This is a genomic window from Mesorhizobium sp. CNPSo 4671 (assembly GCF_057784245.1).
This window is the reverse complement of sequence record NZ_JBWLUW010000001.1, coordinates 876565-895298: the sequence shown is the minus strand read 5'-3', so window position 1 is coordinate 895298 and position 18734 is coordinate 876565. Positions and strand designations below refer to the sequence as shown.

Sequence of the window (18734 nt, the reverse complement as noted above, 5' to 3'; positions counted from 1 at the left end):
CAAGCGCCGGCAAAGCCGTCCGGCCGCTACAATCGATTAAGAAAAAGCCTCGCCCGGACATGCGGCAAAAAGACTTGCCACCTCAGGACCCACCGACTAGAACATAAAGGGAACAAAGAGGTGCCCCATGAAACTGACAGGAAAACTCGACTATCTGGAAATGCCGGCGACTGGCGGCACGCTGGACCGGTTGAAGGCTTTTTACAGTTCTGCCTTTGCCTGGTCGTTCACAGACTACGGGCCGACCTATTCAGCCTTTGCCGAGGGCCTGGATGGCGGTTTTCAGGCCGACGCCGCGGAAGCACCGGCCAAGCCGCTGCCTGTGCTCTATAGCGACAACCTCGAGGAAACGCTGAGCGCCGTCGAAAGTGCAGGCGGTACGGTCATCAGGCCGATCTTCGCGTTTCCCGGTGGCCGGCGCTTCCACTTCGTCGATCCGGCCGGCAATGAGCTGGCTGTCTGGGGTGACTAGCCCGCTCGGGCGGGATCTGGTGGCTTTTGTGGATTGCTCGATTTGAGCGTTCTTGCCATCGCTCATAAGGATTGTGCTTTTCGGCTGCTCTGCTAATAACGCGCCGCACAAGCGACTCTGACGGCTATTGGGGCGTCGCCAAGTGGTAAGGCATCGGTTTTTGGTACCGACATTCCCAGGTTCGAATCCTGGCGCCCCAGCCAAACTGGATGTCCTTTCGACATGACGATCCCTTGGGACTGCTCAGTCGATAGCGCCGCAGTTGTTTCGGCAAGCAAATCAAACGGTTGTCGAAAGACAGCGCAAACCTTGCCATCGTCCCATGTGCAGTTCGACAGCAGCAGATTCAGAAGCCGTTTCTTCTCACCCGGAGCCTGCCCGGCGAACAGTTGGCGGGCGTTGCGCGCCAACTCCAGCAAGCGCACGCCATCCTCCATGTATGATTCCTCGGCCTCGCTATGCCGCTCGATCTCACGGAGTAGGCGCGTCTGCTCGACCCGCCACTGCGCTGACATTCGATCGTAGAAGGCGCTGTCGATGCGTCCATCGAGCTTGTCCAGGTACATTGCCTGTAGCCGATCCTGAAGGCGCTTGTATTCCTTCTGGCATCGCTGGATCGCCTGTTCCTGTTCCTTACGCTCGTCGGCGTGGCTGGCCTTGAGCGCGTCGCGGACCCAATCCAGCACCTCCTCATCGAAATGGAGTTTGTCCAGCAAGGCGCCAAAGGTCTCTTCCAGGACCTCCTCGCGGACATACTTGCGGCGGCACTCGGCATAGCCGCCGCGCCCTTTGTCGCTGTGGCCGGTGCAGTGGTAGTAGACGTATTTGCCCTTTTTGATCTCGGCCACTACAGCGCAGCCGCATCTGGCACAGGTCATCAGGCCACCGAAGGCGAATTCATAGCCGTAAGAGTGGACAGGCGTCGCGTGGCGGCCGGTCAGCACGCCTTGGACCCGCTCCCATAGCTCGATCGATACCAGAGGCTCGTGCTTGCCGTGGTGCAGCTTGCCGTTCCATTGAAACAATCCGGTGTAGAGACGATTGCGCAGAATCGAGTGCACCGTGCTGACCGGAACCGGATGCCCACTCTTCGGATAAACAAGGCCTTCAGCATGAGCTGCCTTCGTGATTGCCTTGAGCGAATACCCACCGGTTGAATAGCGCTCGAATAGCCTCGTGATCATCGGCGCGAGTTCAAGGTCTGGTTCAATGACCTTCTTGCCGTCGCTTCCTGTGACGTTGAGGTAGCCGAGTGGTGCCTTGGTAGGCCAGATCCCCTGCTCCGCCTTCTCCATCAGTCCCTTGCGGGCTTCCTCAGAGAGATTGTCGATGTAGTTCTTTGCCATCAGCACTTTGATGCCGTGCATGAACTTTTCCGACGAGCGCGAGTCTTGTGAGAGGATAACGCCTTCCTTAGCAAGGTGGATCTCGACGTCGAGTTCGTCGAGTGTCACCCAGTCCTTCAGATTGCGATAGAGACGGTCGGTCTTCTCAACCAACACAACCCGCACTCCAGGGTGCTTGCGCAGGTATTTGACCATCTCGTTAAAGTTGGTCCGCCCGCTGCTTTTCGCGGTTTCAACGTCAATGAACTCCTGGGCAATGCCAAACTGCTTCTGAGCCGCGTACTCCCTCAGAAGCTTGCATTGGGCAGGGATGGAAAAGCCTTCCTTCTCCTGTTCTTTCGAGGAAACGCGAGCATAGAGCAGCGCCTTCACCAAACCGCTGAGAGGTGCGGTCTGCGCAGTTTTCTTGACCATCTCTTAGCCTCGTCTCCTGAGGGCGGCGCGAGGTGAAGCCTCGCTCATTCCATATTTTGCCATTCGGAGAGGAGGCGGAAGAACCCGGTGACGTTTTCCACGATCTGGCGCGCATCCTCCCTAGTGAGCTTTCGGCCGGTACGCTGTTCGAACAGCCGAGCTGTCCTGTCCAGGAAGGCATCATCCACGGCGCGATTCGGTGGCGACAAGGTCGCCTCAACCGACCCACAAGCGTTCCTCGTTGTCTTCATCGTCCGTGCCCGGTTTCAGGCGCTTTGCAGCACCAGGCAAGGATCGCCGATCTCTCTCCAATCTCGAATGGCCGATGTGTACGCTTCAGCCGCCTTTTCCGCGCCGCCCCCTTGGACGGCTGCGGCTAAACCCCTTCCCTTCCCTTTCCGGGTTCCGTCGATCTGGGCGCGGTCGAAAAGCTGTCTCGATCTGCCCACGCGAACGCACCTTCTTGACCCAGCCGCATGACATCATCGAACGCCGAGCGAATCTGCGGCCAGGGAAACTCTGCGCCTCCCTCCCGCACCTCGCTCTCAAGAAGCACCGCATTCAATTTGGCCGCTACGCCGGCAAGGGAGGTGGCAGGTGCCGCAGCCAAGGCTTCGAGCAATTCTTCGGCTCGATCAGCTGCCTTCCTTTCCGCCTCTGTCACGGACGAATAGCCAATTCGCCTCTCGGCGGCATCCCAGCGTGCTTGATGAGCCGCGAAACAGGCTTCTGCCTCGGCGCGAGCATCATCGGCGTCGGCGCCAGCGCCGAGCGCTTTGCCGAGTGCCCCGATGGAATGGATCGTTACATTCTCGCCACCGGGCGCCTGGACGGTCGCGCTAGGGTAGCCGACGGTCTCCACGAGCGTGCGTTCCAAGTGCGCACTTTGATCGCAGAGGCGCTCGCTCAATTCGTGAGCGTTGTACCATTCTCGCCAAATCCCCAGCGCGGGATCGGAAGGTACAGCTGCTGCCGGCTCCTTACCGGCAAAAGCACTTCTTTCCCATCCTAAGATTGCAATCGCCGTTGCACCAAGTACCCTCCTGCGGGTGACGAAAGACAAAGGCGTGGTATTGTCGGAATCAGCCATGATCCGAGCTCCTAACAGCTTGGTAGTGGTCAGGCCGCACCGAGTGTATCGAGCACCGGTGCGGCCGCTAGTCACCATCGTTTATGTCACTTTTTGTGACTCTTAACAAGATGAATGTCATGAAAACGGACATACTGCCTCAGCAGATCCGAGCAGCTCGGGCCTTGATTGACTGGACGAGAGAGGACTTGGCGAATGCCTCTGGAGTGACAGTTCGTACGCTCGCCAGAATTGAAAGCTCTCAAACGCTTCCTAGGCCGGCAACACTTCAGGCCATATCTTCTGCGTTGGAAGCGGCGGGGATCGAATTCATTTCACAAAATGGAGGGGGACCCGGCGTCCGCCTTGCCCGTCGACTCGATGGTACGTGACACCAGCGGTCATGCCGAGTTTGATGGACCTTCGGAGCACTTTCGTCGAAGCCATAAAGATCCAGGCTTTCAGTCCGAAGTGGGGCCGTTTGCCGGCAGGCAGCTTTCGGCCGACCTAATGAGAAGAGCGGACATTCGTTGAAAAGCTGCCGACGCCGCTAAGACCCTAATGCGACGTTCGGAGTAGCTTGGCGGCCCTGAAACTCGACGCTCCTTCACATCGAGGCTTGATTAAATTGGCTTCCGACTAATTAAGCGGCGATCACGTTCTCGTCCGTCGTCGGCGCGAACTCGACCGCCCGCATTGCCGGACCCTCCCGGCTCCAATTCTCAAAGATGATCGTCACCATGCGTTCGCCTGGTAGCACGGGCCGTAGCTTGCGTTGCAATAGTCCCACCAGCCGCTCTTCGTGCGTTGAAACGATGATCTGCCGGTGAGCGCGGAAGCGCCGCAGGACGTCGACGAGGCCCAGCAGATTAATTGAATCGAGACTTTGCAGGGGATCATCGAGGATCGTAACGCCGAGCCGGACGCTGGGGAGAGCAAGGTTCATCGCGAGGAATAGCGAGACCGCGAACGAGTTCATCTGCGAACTGGATAGCAGCGGACCCGCGTCCCGGGCGCGCGCGAAAGCGTCAGGATCGGAGACTCCTACGTCCAGCTTGCCGCGGCCGCGCTCCATTCCGGCCACGATCTGCGTCACGCGGAAAGTGGGGTGCGGATCGATGCGACTGTAAATCCTCTGGAATAGCGGCGAGATCTGGGTGATCTGCTTCGCCGTCACCGCCAGCGACGCGTCCCTTAAACCGTCGATGATCTGGCCGGAGAGGACGCGGGTGGCCTCCTCGCCAGCAACTCGGCTATTTGCCGCATCCAGACGCGCTGTCACTTGGACGCGTTCGGCCATGAGCTCGTCGCGCTGGCGCTGCTCGCCCAGCCGCAGGACCTGCAGAGACAGACGCTCGCCATCTGATAGCAGCCTAGCGAGCGTTCCGAGCATCTGCTCAATTGCGTTCCCGCGCTCGCGCAGGGTCGTGCCGGCATCACCGGTGCCGCCAATCCCGAGGTCCGAAAGTCGGGCCGTGAGGATCGAGCGCCGCGCTTCGCGCTCGCGCAGATCGTTCTCCTCTCGTCGTAGATCCTCGCGGACACGATTCAGCGATGCCTGGATATCGGCGCGCTCATCTGTCAGGGGACCCAACCGGTCAGTCGTGGTGGCCTGGCCGACGTCCGAGGCGACCTCGATGAGCGCCTGAAGATGGGCGATCGTGTGGCCGACGTCGTGGGTTTGCTGACACACAGGACAGTGTTCGCCGAGATCCTGTAGGGCTAGCTTGGCCATTGTCGCGGCACGTTGCGCGCGGTCGGCCGCGGCAACTTGGGCCTGCCTCTCGGCGGCTAGCCGGGCTTGTTCCGTCCGTATGGCTTCATCCGCTGCTGACAATTGGCCGACCAGATTGATCTCCTCCTGACGGAGCTTGTCGCCCGTATCGTTGGAGGCCACCGAGGTGAGCAGTTCTGGGATCTGCTCCAGCAGGTTGCGGGTTGTGGCCAGATCACGCTCAAGCCTACTGCGCTCAGCATCCAGCGTCTTGAGAAAGCGGTCCAGCCGGGCCGGGGTGGTCGGCGTCGCGTCGGGGCCAAATCGGGATTCGCTCAACAGTGCGACCGCTTGCTGGAAGAGCGCGTTGGAGGCTTGGCGCGCGTCGTCACTCACTACCGTGCCGCCGTCGGAGAGACGAGCGAGGTGCTCGTCGATCTGCGCGACCCGCGCCACCAGCGGATCCAGTTCCTCCTTGCGGAAGGTGGTTATGCTCGCTGCCCAGGACCGGCGACTCTTCTCGAGCGCGGCCTGTAGCTCGAGCACGGCGCCGGCGCCGATCACCTCGCTTACGAGGGCGAACCGGTCCGCCGCGCTATCGTCGTCGATGAACTGGCGGACGAGATCCTGCTGGAGGTAGACTCCGCGCGTGAGGACTTGGTTCAGGGCGTCTCGGGCGCCGACGCGGTCCTTCAGGTGAGGAAGGAGCAAGTTGCAGAGCTGCTGTGTTGCGGCCGCCTGCTCGTATTCCCTATCGTTAATCCGGAGCCGCACGAAGTCCTCTGTTGTGCCGTCTGTCGCCCGGGTGAGGACGACGTCACCGTCATTGCCCGAAATGGTGAGTTCGACGCGCGCGCGGCCCTCCCGGGCGTATGTCGAGATGGGCGTGCCGCGCTCGGCGAAGCGGGCGATCGTGCCGGCCAGCGCCCAGAGGATGGCGTCGAGAAGGGAAGTCTTGCCGACGCCATTGGGGCCTTGCAGGAGGATGACGTCGGCGTTGAGATCGATCGTCGCCTGACGGCTGAACGCCCTGAACCCCTCGATTGTGATGGACTTCAACCTCATCGCCCGCCACCGCTTTCGTGCAGTCGCTCGAGCGGGGGTTCGCCGTCGCGGAAGGCGTCGACGACTATCTTTAGCTTCGCACGGTCGACGGAATTTTTCATGAGTTCAGGCAGCGCGTCGAGAACGTCCTCAAGGGCGGAAAGATTGTCCGGCAGCTCGAGCGGGAGCAGGAGGTCCAGAACGCGGTTTATGTCGGCGCTGGTGCGCAGCTTGCCACCTGTCGCGACAATCTTCCGAACCCTGGAGGTATCGCGCTCGATCCGGTCGGTGTCGAGGCGATCCGAAGGCTCGCCGGCGCACAGAAGGACGAGATAGCCGTCCCACGCCTTCGGCGCGGAGCGGGACAGGCGGCGGGCGAGGAGGTCGACGAGGTCGGCCTGAGCTTCCGCCCATTCGTTCTCGAGCTGTTGCCAGGTCTCGAAGGCGACGACAGAAATTACGCTATAGGCGTCCTCAGCCAGGAGGGCCCGATCACCGAGCTTCTTCATGTCGGTCATGTCGCGGACAACGCGGTAACCGTTTAGCGAGAGAGTTTCGCTGGCGAGAGCGATCATGGACGATGCCGAAAGCGAAAAGCCGTCAGGCGACATGCAAGAGCCCTCCTATATGGTCGATGTAGCGCGGATCGTTGGCAGAGACCAGCAAGGGGACGGTGAGGCCGCCGATGATGTCGTCCGGCTTCTCGTCGGCAATGAGGTCGACGTGATCGAATGCGGGCGCCGCGTCGATAAGGCCGCCGATCAGAACGATGTCGACGGGCATCGGGGCGTTCTCCGCGATGGTGGCGCAGATGGTTTTGGCGCGGGTTTCAACGGCGGCCATGCGGCGCACGCCCCTGCCGGTCGCGAGCACGATCTGTGCAATCGCCTGGCCGTTCCGCCGCAGCGCCCAGGTACCGGCGGGCGTCGGTGCCGTGTCGAGCCCGAACCGCTCCGCGACTTTTACGAGCCGGAGCATCGGCTCCGACATGAACTCGTCGTCGCGGACGCTGTGTGGCCGGTAGAGCTTATCGCGATCCAGATCAGCGAAAGCACGCATCTTGCCAAGCGTGAGCAGAGATTGACCAGCGAGCTTGGCGGCGATGCCGGTGAACCGCTGGAGATCCGCTTCGCCGTAATGGTTCTCCGTCAAGAGTGCGCGGCCGCTGCGCGAAAGGGAGTCGACCTGTTGCGCGGCGATGCGCTCAGCGAGGCGCGTTACGACCGCGTCCCACGATCCTTGGATGTAGCGCTGCTCGGGTATCTCGAGCTGCGCGGCAAAGCCGCTTTGCGCGAAGGGAACGATGTCGGCTTGATATAATGCCTTGTTACCGCCCAACGCGCCTTGGATCATCGCTATCGTTGCGGTGAGGACGGGGGCCGGCGAACCGAGGCCAGCAAAGAGTACCGTCGGAGCCGCCAGCACCTGCTGAGCAACGACCTGGTGCCATTGGCCAATCCATTCCCCGTCCATGACTTCCGTTCGAAGGACGAGGTGGTCTGGCTCGCTGTTCGCATTTCCGTGCAGCTGTACCAGCGCCGCGCGGATCGGCACGGGCTCATTCACGGCCGCGATCGTTGCGATCTCAATGCCGAGTTCGGCAGCGGCGTTTTGGATCGCCAGATCGAAGTTGAGCGATAGCACATGACTTATGGCGCCCTCCGACATCAGCGCCACCAGCAGCTTGTAGCCGAGGTTGGCTCTCGCGAGCCGCATTCGCTGAATCGGAAAACACTGAACCAACTCGACCTGATTGTTGCAGATCTGGAAAACCAGGCTCGCCAGTGCGGCAAGGTCGCGCGGGTTCGGGCACTGATTCGCTTGCAGGCGGCCGTTGAGCACCAGTTGGCGTTCGACTGCTTCCGAGAGGTCGCCAGCGAGCGGGATGCTGGTCGGATGGCCCACCGAGCAGCCGGCCCCAATGACGAGGGCGACCTGTCCTCCGCCGGGGGCGGCAAGACTTTGAAGCAGTTCTGCCGGTATGGCCAAGGCTATCCCAATGAGTTTGATGACGACTATTCTGTAGCGTCGTTAGCAGCACTCTGCATCTCGAAACGTTACAAGATCGCGAAGTTTCTTGGTCCTCTTGATTGTCTTTCAAGGTAACGAATGGCCGCTTATCAGGCGTTGCTAGGCCGAAGAGTGCAAGAGCCGCTATCCACACAAATAATGATCGTCAGCCACTTCCTGCCCATGAACGAACGACTGCGTACGCCAGTCCGGCTCCAAACCGGACAGTCCGTTATCCACCAATCGTGTCTTCAGTGCACCCAAACGAACGGCGGGCTTTGGGATTTTCTGCCGCTCCTGCGAACGACCGATATGAGGCGCATACCAGATATTCTGTAGCCGACCGACCGCGCCTCAGTCGCCTCATCCCCTGCACATCGTAGAGCGGAGAACGGCCTGCATGTGCTCTGCCAGGTCCAGTTCACCGCGCGCCTCGATCTCCAAAAGATAGAGGGCCTTGGCCAGGCGATCCCCTTCCCCAACCGCGGCATAGCTGCAGATGGCGAGCAGCGCCCTCTCCTCGTCCCGGCTGGCTCTTGCGGAGTCGCTTCTGGCACCGCCTATTTCGTGTAGGGCTTTGCCGAACGCCGCATATGCTGCCTTGTGCACGTCAATCAGCGTTCGCAATTTAGTGGACGGTTCTGGGTCTTCGCCCGGGGGCTCTTTGCCGAATGCAGTTGCCGCAACCGTCGAGGCGACGACTGCGCTGCCGGAGTGGAAGAGCAGGGCGCGGCGGTTGATCCTGGACGTGGCGAACTCTCCATTTGCTTCGAAGCTATCGAGACTGTGACGTAACACCGTCAGAACGTAACACACCGGTTTGCGCATTCGTGTCAGGATGGAAGGTCCTATGTCAGCCGACAGCCTCGGACCGGATGCCTACAAGCCACGAGGGAAGCTTGGACCGGTGGCGGGTTTGTCGCGGCCGGGGCGCTTCCATCGAGACCGTGAAGCCTATGCATCCCAGGGCAGCGGATCGCGCCAGATGACAAGCCAGCGCTCGGCCGCCATCCTACGGCCGACGCTGGCGACGTCGGCTCTCGGGGCAGCGGCGAAGACCGCTGCGCCAGCCGTGCCGATCGCCCATCGCCAGCCAGGTCGACGAGATTCTGAAGTTGAGGATCCACCAGCTCAGCGGCCTGCCGCCCAGAGGTCACCGAAGGAACCCGCGTCCCCATCCGAGAACTGGGTTTCTTTCGAGCGTCTCGCTGCCGTCTCTGACTACGCTCCCCTTCCCGACCCAAGCCTCCTCAACTGCCGGCCCAGCCGCTGCACACTGCATTAAGCCGCAGAAATCTCTGACAATTCGCCATTCTCGCAATGTGCAGTAAACACCCACACATTGCAAAATCACCTTCTAAGATATTGAAAAACAAACACGCAACCGACGCAGCAATGTGCGTCCTTTTATCCTGCCATCTTAATCGGTTGTGTTTGGCGATACTTTGTAACCATCGTCGTTCCTCCTTCCATCTACGATAATACACGACTCTATTCTCTGCGCTACGATTCCGCTTTTGAACGTCGAGTTCCGATGCGCCGTGCAATCTTCCGCGCTCTGCGACGGTGTGGTTCGGCTGCATGGTTGCAGCGCTCGAACCGTCGTAGCGCACTTTTCCATCGGACTGACGGAGCATCGTCACAGGCAATCGAGCGCGGTCCGGCCGTCTCATCGTCGGCGCGGCCGCAGGCAAGATAACGTGCGTTCCGTCGTTCCTGGTCTGCATCGGTCCTCATCCGCCGGGCGGATCTCCTTGTGTCAGATGGCGTCCGTCAGCGTGCGGGCACCATGCGTTTCAACCGCCGTCGCGCCGCTCATCGATGCGCTCCGAGCAGCTTGCGGTCCTTGACATGGGCGCGCTGCGCGGCGTCGGCCTCGCCCGCAGCCGGATCGCCGACATAGAACGTGCCGTCGCTCCAGATCGCATGCATGATCACCGCCAGCTTGCGCGCCACCGCGACACAAGCCTTGCGGTGGCAGGAGCGTTTGGCGATCTCCTGGCCCCAACTCTTGACCTTGTCCCTACCCTTGAAGCGCGTCATCAAACCTGACGCCGCCTCGTAGAGCGCGCGCCGCACGTCCGCGTCACCGGCCTTGGAGATCCGTCCCTGAATGTCGATCGTTGAGCCGGACTGCCAGCGCCGCGAGGTCAGCCCGAAGTAGGCGGCGACATCGCGTGAGCGGCGGAAGCGTGTGGGATCGTCGATCGCCGTCATGAACGAGAGCGCCGTCACCGGGCCGACGCCGGGGATCGCCATGAAGCGTCGACACAGTTCGCTGCGCGCCACCATTTTCACGACGAGATCGTGCAGCCGGCAGTACTGTCTCCACAGCGCCGCGCGCGCCGACAGCATGGCGTCCATCAGTTCGGCCGACAGCGGATCGTCGGCCACAGCCTGGCGAACCGCCTGCTCGAAAGCGCCGCGTCCGACCTTGCCCAGGCGGATGCCGAATGACTTCAGCGAGTGCCGGATGGCGTTCTCCAGGTCGAGAAACTTGGCCTTCAGATTGCGCCGGTGGGTCAGCAGAAGCTTCGTCCGGTAGCAGCTCTCCGACTTGATGTAGGCCTGGCGGAACCAGCCGGTGCGCATGATGTGGGCGATGCCGAGCGCATCGGCCTTGTCGGTCTTGTTGCGCTGCGCCGACAGCGCGGCGCGCACGTGCTGCGTCTCCAGGCAGATCGCCGGCAGGCCAAGTTTCTTGAGTTCCGGATGCAGCCAAGGCGACAGCGAGCCGGCCTCGTGGCCGACGCGCCGCAGTCGCGCGAGAAACGGCTTCAGCACCGCAAACAGTGCCTCGGGATCGGTCATCACCGCCGCCTCCAGATGAACCGCGCCCTGATCGTCGACGACGCAAACCGCCGTCTCGTCCATCGCCACGTCCAGCCCACAAAAGAATTCCATCGTTCGCCTCCTGCTGTTTGACAGACGCAGAATGTGCCGCCGAACTACCGGCCGTCGCCAGCGGCGCCGCGGCCGACACACAGCTTTGCTGTCCCTCCAGGCGCCCGCCCCGATTACGGGTGGCAATCTTCCGGTTGTTCTGGTCGAAGAGATGGCTCGCAAGGCGCTCAAGGACTGGACAATCGAGATTGACCGAGATCCCTTTGATGCCCACGTTTTCGACCCGGCGGCCAGCGATGAAGGTGATGAATTGCGCATGGCGGCATGGCGGATTTCGACGGCTCCTTGCATATGGAAAAGCCGCCGGCCAATCCTGCAATCGCGCTGACGCTCGCAATGATGCGCGGTCAGTCAATGCATTTCGACGCCATCGGTCATCGACCGCGACTGGCCACATCAGGTTGCGCTGCCGGATGACCTCTGCACCGACCGGAACTTCACCCTGATCGCGAAGTTCTGCCAGGAACGAGGGCTTAAGCCCCAGACGCGGCGTGTGCAGGAGATATGACCGAACGGCAAATATGAAACCTATCGACTCCATTGCTTCAGCGATGCCGCATCTGCAGAGGCGTTCCTTGATCACTTCGACAGGCTGATGTTCGATCCGAGGCGGGATCGGGAGAATGGAAAGGTGCGGGGTTGTCTGGCGCCGCACGGGCGAATACACGCCGGTTCTCGATCTCGGGCCGCTCAGCGTGCAGGAGATATTGCGCAGCTAAGTCACGAATTTTCGGGGCGAACTGTCTCCACCGAGAGCGATCCGACCGGAAGAGGCCGCAAAAGCTCAACCTTAGGCTTTGTTAAATTGATCCAGGCCGCCCAATTCTCGGTAATACTTTACGCCGCTCAACGGAGCGAGGTCCGCACATTAGGACGATGACAGAAGGCCTAGGCTGCTCGGCTTGTCGCCGTCCGATTGGGCGTCGGCTGCCCGGGCGCCAGATCTAAAACTTGTTAGCGGAATTGTGACGCCGGGCGCGGGGAAATTTGATACCATAGTATTTGCGATACCTAAGGATAATAAACAACCCTCGAAATTTATCGACAAATCCTCCCTGCAAACATTATTTGAACAGGAGGTTTGTTATGCTTCTCTTCCGTTCGGGTCTTTTGAAGGCAGCGGCGAAGGCCGGTTCCGTGCTGGTCACTGTTGGACTGGGTTTAGCGCCAACCCAGGGCGCCCGCGCCGAGACCTTGCCGGGACAGCCTGGCGCCCCTTACCAGAGTATGCCGTCGCTGGCGCCGATAGGCACGCGCGTCGACCACTATCTTCCGATTCCCGAGGAAGACGTAACCCCGGCCATCGACCCGAAGAAGGGATACCGAACCCAACAGCTGGGCCGTGGCCTCTACATGATCACCGACAACGGGTACCAGTCGATGTTCCTGGTATACGAAACAGGCGTTGTTGTGATCGACGCCCCTCCGGGATACTCGGGCCACATACGCCAGGCTATCGCCGAGGTGACGGATCAGCCTGTCACACATGTCGTCTACAGCCATGCGCATGTGGATCATATTGGCGGCGTAAACGACCTCGGCGGTCATCCAATTATCATCGCCCAAGAAGAGACCCTGCGACTGCTGGAACGGGCGAAGGATCCGAGGCGCCCTGTGCCTACGGTCACGTTCAAGGATCACTACACCCTGAAGGTCGGTAGCCAGGTTCTTGACCTGAGCTATCCCGGCAGCAGCCCCCATGAGCCAGGAAACATCTTCATCTATGCTCCCGAACAGAAGGTTCTGATGGTGGTCGATGTGATCTTCCCTGGCTGGATGCCATGGCGTCGCTTCGCGCTTGCCAAGGACATCCCCGGTTACTTTGACCAGGTGGCGTACATCGACACATTGCCGTTCGAAACGCTCGTTGGAGGCCATGTCAATCGCGTGGGCACTCATTCCGATGTACGGACGCAGCTCGAATTCATGAATGACCTGAAGGCAGCTGCCGCTGCTGCCCTCAAATCAACGACACCGGGCGAGGAAATGGAAGCCGAGGACAAGCCCAACCCCTGGGCAGTCTACGACAACTACATCGACCGCGTCGTTGTGAAATGCGTGAATGCCGTCACGCCCAAGTGGCAGTCTCGGCTCGCCGGCTATGACGTGTTCATCTGGGACCAGTGCTACGCGATGGAGCAGAGCCTTCGCATCGACTAAGACCTGGCGACCCGAACGCTCAGACGGGGTCGTCGTTATGCGACGATCCCGCTGAGGGGTGCCACGAAGTGTGGTCCCAAAGGATTTGATAGGAGAGTCAACCCGCCCTGTGCGTAGCCGGCAATCTTCAGACATGGCCAGACAATTCGCAAGATCGACTGCCCGCATGTGTGGAGATTGGATAGTTGAGATGCTCCGAGCTGAAGCCTTTGAAGGACTCACCCAATCGGCGTTGAGGAGTGATGACGAATCGCAACCGACGGCGTCTCCCGCATTGGGTCTAGTATCGTCGCCAAAATCAACGGGAGCAGCAATAAGCCGGGCTCGCAACATCGGGCAGCGCGACGCGCGCAAGCTCGCCAGGGCGCTTCCAACCTCCGCCTTCGTGCCGGCCAGTAACGCGAAATCCTATCTGCGGTAGTCGCCGATCCAATGGTATTGGCGACACCATCGTATCATAGATTCAAAGCCTCTCCCGCATTTTTATCCCTCCACCAAGTCGGACAGCCGGCTTAGTCAAAGACTTGTAATCATCGAGGTTTCACATGCGGTCCGACATCGTTCCGGGGTCGATTTTTCCGGACTATGAGCTCTCAGAACACACCGGCACACGGCGAACGCTTTCCGAACTGCAGGGAGAGGACCCGATGGTCCTCATCCTAGGCAGGGGCGGCTACTGTCCCAAGGACCGCCGGCAGGCGGAGGGGCTTATCCAGCTCCATCGCGAAATGGAAGTGGGCTATTGTCAGCTCGTCACCATCACCACAGACAATATCCTGGAGACAAACGAGTATCGCACTGGCGTCGGCGCCCATTGGCCTTTTCTTTCCGACCCGCGGCGCGTCGTTCAGAAGGATCTCGATATCGCCGAGTACACTGATCCCATGCACAACCCCATGATCCCTCACGTCATCGTGCTGGAGCCTGGCCGAATCATCTACAAAATCTACAATGGATACTGGTTTTTCGGGCGACCCACGGTGGAAGAACTCCGGCAGGACATGCGCGCGCTGACCATGAAATGCCGGATGGACTGGGACATCACGACGCCGGAACTCAAGGCCGCGTGGCAAGCGGGTCATAGGGAACTATTCTATCCTTACGGGAAGACGCGCGCTCAAACGCTCCGCGAGCAGGAGTGAATTCGAGGAATGCTGGCGCGCAGGGCCGGGCTGCAAGGCTAGCGGAGCCGATACGACGGCTCAACATCGACGGCTGGGCCGCCTCTTATGCGAACGACCTCGGAAGGAGCATCAGATTTACCGAGAGGACGCGGTGCTCGAATATCCGCAATCGGGCGAGCGCATCCGTGGGCGGCGGAAGATTGAGTCGTCACGCGTCGCGCAGCCGAATCGGAAACGCTTCACAGTGCGGCGGATAATCGGCGCGCGCGACCTCTCACTGAATATGTCCTGACCTATGACGGGCGGCCGTCTTACACAGTGAGCATCATGGAGTTCCTCGATGGGAAGGTGGCTCGCGAAACCCAGTATTTCGGCGATCCGTTCGTGCCGGGCCTTCGCGCGCCCAATGGGTCGAGCGGATGCCCTGAACCTAGCTGCCGTAAGGATGGCCATCTGCCGCTCGCTCGGAGTTGCCGAATGATACGGTCTCTCTTGCCCGCTATCTCATTGGCAAGGTATTGGTGCGGGAGTTGCCTGACGGCGCGCCAGCGGTCGTATTGTTGAGACCGAGGCGTATGTCGTCGGCTATACCGCCGGCCACGCCTACCGGGAATGACTCGGCGTAGTCGCTAGCCCTTCTTGCCATACACCGCGGGGAGCCGTCCCGCGTAAGCCGGCGACGGCTCCTTTCAGTTCAGAATGACGGCCGCGATCACGGCCAACGTTGATAAGTTGAGAGATGAAAAGAGGGCTCCGCCCTCTCTCCCTCGCACGCAAAGAAGCGGGTCTCTACGTCCTTCCTCCGCGCGGCCAATGTCGCGCTCCGTGCAGGACCGACGCGAATCCGCATGCGCGGATCAGCGCCGACCCTCCGGCTTCACCTGCGGGCGGGCGAACCCCCTCCACTTTTTTCCCTCCCCTCCCTCCTTCCCCTCCAGGAGCGGGACTGCCCCTTGGGCAAGAGCAAGACCACTTCGCGGAGAAGGTGAGGCTAGATCAAGAAGCAGATCGCTTCCTATTGAACCCCGAAACGTCGATCTTTCGCGGTTCGAGTTTCCGGCCGGGAACAAACCGCTGTAGGCAGACGGTTCTCCCCGCTCCGCCCTCAATCCAGTTCACGATTTATCTTCGTGTTTCGCTTCGCTGGCGTAACTCAACAATTCCTAAAGCCGGGAGTCGATATCGAGCACTATCTTCCCACGGCGATGCGGGCGGCCGGCGAGCATCTCATGGGCAAGCGGAGCCTCGGCAAGCGGCAAGACCTCACCAATGTTCGCCTGAAGCGCGCCATCCGCGAACAGAGCGCCAAGCTCCTCCAGCGCCGGGCGCCGCACGTCCACAATGAAGTAATGCGCCTGCACGTGTGCTTCTGCGGCCAATGCCTCGTCGGGCATCGAGACTACGGAAACCAGCCTGCCCCCCGGAACGATAGCATCGAAAGACCGGCGCTGCGTTTCCCCGCCAATCGTATCGATGACCAGATTGACGGGTTCGGCAGCCAAAACGAAGTCAGTGGCCTCGAAGTCGATTACCTTGTCGGCGCCCATTTTCGTCACGAAAGCGACGTCGCGCGCACGACAGGTGGCGATCACCTCCGCGCCTGCACGATGAGCAAGCTGAACGACGAGATTGCCGACTGATCCGGCGGATCCGTGGACAAGAACGCGCTGACCACTTTGCAGCCCGCCATAGTCGAAAAGCATCGACCGGGCCGTCACGGCAACGACCGGGATCCCGCCGGCTTCGACGAAGCCAAGTCCTGCCGGTTTGGGCGTCACTCGAGAGGCATCCGCCACCGCAAACTCCGCATATGCTCCGACGAAGTGATCGTTCGTAACTCCCAAAATCGCATCGCCGGTCGTCAAATCTTCGACACCGTCGCCGACCTCGACGACAACGCCGGACAGATCGGCGCCTAGTGTCACCGGCAAAGGTAGTGCGAGCCCGATCTTTCCCTCGCGCGCGAGCGCATCCCAGGCCCCCACCCCCGCAGCGCCAACTCTTACGAGAACTTCTCCCTTGCGCGGCGTGGGGACAGGTATCGACAACAGCTGCAACTGTTCGATACCTCCAAACGCCACGGCCTGGATGGCCTGCATCATCCGTGGCGAGGCGGCCGGTGACGTTTGATCGCCCGACATGATCTGTCTCCTTCTGTTCAGTAAGGGAGCGCTGCCGCAGGCAGCCAGCCCTCGGCTTACGATACCGATACCGGGGGGCATCGTCCATGACATCAAAAGGGCATCGCGTTGAGAGTAAGCTCAGCAACGATAAGGCCGAACGCACACGGAACGGGCCACGCTTTATGACATCTTTGAAGCGCCGGCTGGTCCAATCCGGAGACCATCGGAGGCTTTGGTGCCTCGCTAATCACCTGCTTATATTAAGTTTTCCGCTTGGCGTGTTTACCAGAGTTTCCACGCGATGTCCTCTAGATCGCCCTGGGTCGGTCGCTCATGTCTGTTCTCAGCGACCTGAAGCCCACTCTAGACGTTGTGAGAAGTCGCTCGAGGTCCGGGCTAGTTCCCAATCTTTCGATGACAAGGTCCAGCGGCGCCCGCATTCGCGCCCGGGGCGGACGAAGTACCGAGGAGCGACACTGCACCTGGTGTTCTCCCGTTATAAAAGCACATTCAGATTACCTAGCCCGTGCGGCCGGGTTTGCAGATTTTACACCTGCCAGGGCCTACCCAGAACGGTTCTGACTCACTTCAGTCTTAATGTGCTGGCCAGATGCTTCCAGGGGAGAAACATGGAAGGGAGGGGGATGAGCCTTGATCGCCGAGTGGAATTCGGAACAGTATCAGACGCGTTTCCGATGGCTCGCAAAATTCCGGTTTGCCGCACATGCTTCTCTACATCACGCTTGGTACCAATGACCTTGATCGCGCTCGTGTCTTTTATGACGCAGCGCTCGGCGCCCTCAGCTATACCTGCCATCGGGCCGACGAGGTCGAGCTAGGCTATGCGGCAGAGGGCGACAGCCGCAGCCGCCTATGGGTTACGACCCCGTTCAACAAGAAGGCCGCCACTGTAGGCAACGGCTCCATGGTGGCACTCGATGCGCCGAGCCGCGCTTCCGTCGATGCCTTCTATGCTGCGGCACTAGCCTCAGGTGGCACCGACGACGGCAAGCCGGGACTGCGGCCCCACCACGCAAATTTCTATGCATGCTACGTCCGCGATCCGGACGGAAACAAGCTTTCCGCCGTCTGCGAAAGAACGGAATAGACAGGCAATGACATGCTCCATTGGCGGGGGCATGCGACTCGCGGACGAGGGGGCTTTAGATAGGCGCGAGGCTCCGGCGCTCTCCTACGCGGCCCAGAAAGTTTGCACCGGCTGCACAGCGCCACCGCCTCAGCCGCCTGCAGCCCGGTCGAAGCCGTTCGGCTTCGATGGCGAGCACTTGGCCCGCCATCGTTCACGTGGCTGGACTGGCTTGTTGAACCAGCTATTTCATTCCCGCTAGGGCGTTCACGTGGGCACAGAACTCGGCATAAGGCTTGCTCTGCGCCGCGTCGTTGCACTCCTTCATCATCATCTTCCGACTGTTCTGCGGCATCGCCATGAACGTTGCCTTGAACTCAGGCATCGGCTTGAGCGTTTTCATACTGGCATCAGTGTAGAACGGCCGAATGTTGTCGACAACATCGAGTGCGCCGGCAAACGCCACGCCACCGAAGGCGGAAAGAGCAAACGCTGCACCGAGACAAATAGCTTTGATATTCATGGTGAAGTCCTTCTCCTGGGTTATGCTATCGCCCTGTCTGCGACCGCAGTGATGGTCTCTAGATGAGTTATGTTGGCCTGAGTTTCTCCCGGAAGATTGTTATCCAGCCGAAGACGGACACGAATCTATTGCACGATGGTATCGTCGCACTTTGGCATTGGTCGGTGCGACAAAGGGCCTGACGAGATCATCCAGGTACGGTGCGCTTGTGGAATGCGCGGGAGTAAATCGGACTATAGGCCTGTCAGTTCAACTGCGCACTAATCGCATGCCAAGCGACGTGCATGGGCCTATTGCGGGCGTGTGGCGCCCTGTTGCCAACTCCACCTACAGACCGACACCAAAGCATCATGGACTTTCGCACCTAAAGTGGCGCACCTTCAGGGTTGGAGGTCCGAATACGTCGTAAATCCGGTACGGCGCTGGAGGAACTGAAAGGTCGGGCAGGAGGCACCGACACGGTGGCAATCGCCGCGGCCGCTAGGCGGAAACCCAGCCATCGTCCGATAGATTTGCGTCCGCCGATAAGCGATCTTGGTCTCCGCATCTGAACAGATCGGGCAGACAGAGGAGGATGTCATGTCAGCATGCGCGTCTATTCCTGCGTTAGAGAGATCATCAACGCGCCGCTCGATAAGATCGCTATTCCAAAATGGTGGTCCACGCTCCCCGAGAATGAGTACCAGCGGTAGAGTATCGCCGATAGCAGATACTCTCACCGAGTGATCACCGGCGGCAGAAAGA

15 protein-coding genes, 1 tRNA gene and 2 pseudogenes are annotated in these 18734 nt (G+C 60.4%); 8 read left to right on the top strand and 10 right to left on the bottom strand.

Going from position 1 to position 18734, the window contains the following annotated elements; genetic code table 11:
- The first annotated feature begins 127 nt into the window (after positions 1 to 127).
- A complete protein-coding gene (locus tag AC04SF_RS04055) occupies positions 128 to 472 on the top strand; it encodes a VOC family protein (RefSeq protein ID WP_488476604.1) in 345 nt (114 codons plus the stop codon).
- A gap of 128 nt (positions 473 to 600) precedes the next feature.
- Positions 601 to 675 (top strand) — tRNA-Gln (locus AC04SF_RS04050).
- Between the two features lie 576 nt (positions 676 to 1251).
- Here AC04SF_RS04050 and AC04SF_RS04045 read toward each other — a convergent pair.
- The 3 genes and pseudogenes from AC04SF_RS04045 to AC04SF_RS04035 form a co-directional block, all read right to left on the bottom strand.
- Positions 1252 to 2232: pseudogene (locus tag AC04SF_RS04045) on the bottom strand (recombinase family protein); the annotation flags it as partial.
- Between the two features lie 44 nt (positions 2233 to 2276).
- The gene (locus tag AC04SF_RS04040; protein WP_488476603.1) at positions 2277 to 2420 is read right to left on the bottom strand and encodes a hypothetical protein; all 144 of its coding nucleotides are present in this window, start codon (positions 2418 to 2420) and stop codon (positions 2277 to 2279) included.
- A gap of 188 nt (positions 2421 to 2608) precedes the next feature.
- Positions 2609 to 3322 (bottom strand): hypothetical protein, encoded by a 714-nt coding sequence (locus tag AC04SF_RS04035; protein WP_488476602.1) that lies wholly within the window; start codon positions 3320 to 3322, stop codon positions 2609 to 2611.
- Between the two features lie 83 nt (positions 3323 to 3405).
- Between AC04SF_RS04035 and AC04SF_RS04030 the strand changes: the two genes are divergently transcribed.
- Positions 3406 to 3693 (top strand): helix-turn-helix domain-containing protein, encoded by a 288-nt coding sequence (locus AC04SF_RS04030; protein WP_488476601.1) that lies wholly within the window; start codon positions 3406 to 3408, stop codon positions 3691 to 3693.
- Between the two features lie 251 nt (positions 3694 to 3944).
- Here AC04SF_RS04030 and AC04SF_RS04025 read toward each other — a convergent pair whose 3' ends face one another.
- The 5 genes from AC04SF_RS04025 to AC04SF_RS04005 form a co-directional block, all read right to left on the bottom strand.
- Positions 3945 to 6080, bottom strand: a complete 2136-nt coding sequence (locus tag AC04SF_RS04025; RefSeq protein ID WP_488476600.1) for an AAA family ATPase — start codon at positions 6078 to 6080, stop codon at positions 3945 to 3947.
- The gene (locus AC04SF_RS04020; protein WP_488476599.1) at positions 6077 to 6670 is read right to left on the bottom strand and encodes a hypothetical protein; all 594 of its coding nucleotides are present in this window, start codon (positions 6668 to 6670) and stop codon (positions 6077 to 6079) included. Before AC04SF_RS04020 ends, AC04SF_RS04025 begins: the two co-directional genes overlap by 4 nt.
- The gene (locus AC04SF_RS04015; protein WP_488476598.1) at positions 6660 to 8048 is read right to left on the bottom strand and encodes a hypothetical protein; all 1389 of its coding nucleotides are present in this window, start codon (positions 8046 to 8048) and stop codon (positions 6660 to 6662) included. Before AC04SF_RS04015 ends, AC04SF_RS04020 begins: the two co-directional genes overlap by 11 nt.
- 384 nt (positions 8049 to 8432) lie before the next feature.
- A complete protein-coding gene (locus AC04SF_RS04010; RefSeq protein ID WP_488476597.1) occupies positions 8433 to 8897 on the bottom strand; it encodes a hypothetical protein in 465 nt (154 codons plus the stop codon).
- Between the two features lie 987 nt (positions 8898 to 9884).
- Positions 9885 to 10973 (bottom strand): IS110 family RNA-guided transposase, encoded by a 1089-nt coding sequence (locus AC04SF_RS04005; protein WP_488476596.1) that lies wholly within the window; start codon positions 10971 to 10973, stop codon positions 9885 to 9887.
- Between the two features lie 264 nt (positions 10974 to 11237).
- Between AC04SF_RS04005 and AC04SF_RS04000 the strand changes: the two genes are divergently transcribed.
- From AC04SF_RS04000 to AC04SF_RS03985, 4 genes and pseudogenes are all read left to right on the top strand, one after another.
- Positions 11238 to 11390, top strand: a complete 153-nt coding sequence (locus AC04SF_RS04000) for a hypothetical protein (protein WP_488476595.1) — start codon at positions 11238 to 11240, stop codon at positions 11388 to 11390.
- Positions 11391 to 12059: 669 nt separating this feature from the next.
- Positions 12060 to 13133 carry an MBL fold metallo-hydrolase gene (locus AC04SF_RS03995; RefSeq protein WP_488476594.1) on the top strand — a complete coding sequence of 358 codons (1074 nt, stop codon included), beginning with the start codon at positions 12060 to 12062 and terminating at the stop codon, positions 13131 to 13133.
- Positions 13134 to 13678: 545 nt separating this feature from the next.
- Positions 13679 to 14275: a redoxin domain-containing protein gene (locus AC04SF_RS03990; protein WP_488476593.1), complete on the top strand. Its 597-nt coding sequence runs from the start codon at positions 13679 to 13681 to the stop codon at positions 14273 to 14275.
- Positions 14276 to 14325: 50 nt separating this feature from the next.
- Positions 14326 to 14685: pseudogene (locus tag AC04SF_RS03985) on the top strand (nuclear transport factor 2 family protein).
- Between the two features lie 735 nt (positions 14686 to 15420).
- Here AC04SF_RS03985 and AC04SF_RS03980 read toward each other — a convergent pair.
- Positions 15421 to 16398: an NADP-dependent oxidoreductase gene (locus AC04SF_RS03980; protein ID WP_488476592.1), complete on the bottom strand. Its 978-nt coding sequence runs from the start codon at positions 16396 to 16398 to the stop codon at positions 15421 to 15423.
- Between the two features lie 706 nt (positions 16399 to 17104).
- Here AC04SF_RS03980 and AC04SF_RS03975 point away from each other — a divergent pair.
- Positions 17105 to 17488, top strand: coding sequence for a VOC family protein (locus AC04SF_RS03975; RefSeq protein WP_488476591.1), 384 nt, complete (start codon positions 17105 to 17107; stop codon positions 17486 to 17488).
- 223 nt (positions 17489 to 17711) lie between these two features.
- Here the strand turns inward: AC04SF_RS03975 and AC04SF_RS03970 are convergent, their stop codons facing one another.
- Positions 17712 to 17990 (bottom strand): hypothetical protein, encoded by a 279-nt coding sequence (locus tag AC04SF_RS03970; RefSeq protein ID WP_488476590.1) that lies wholly within the window; start codon positions 17988 to 17990, stop codon positions 17712 to 17714.
- Positions 17991 to 18734: the final 744 nt, after the last annotated feature.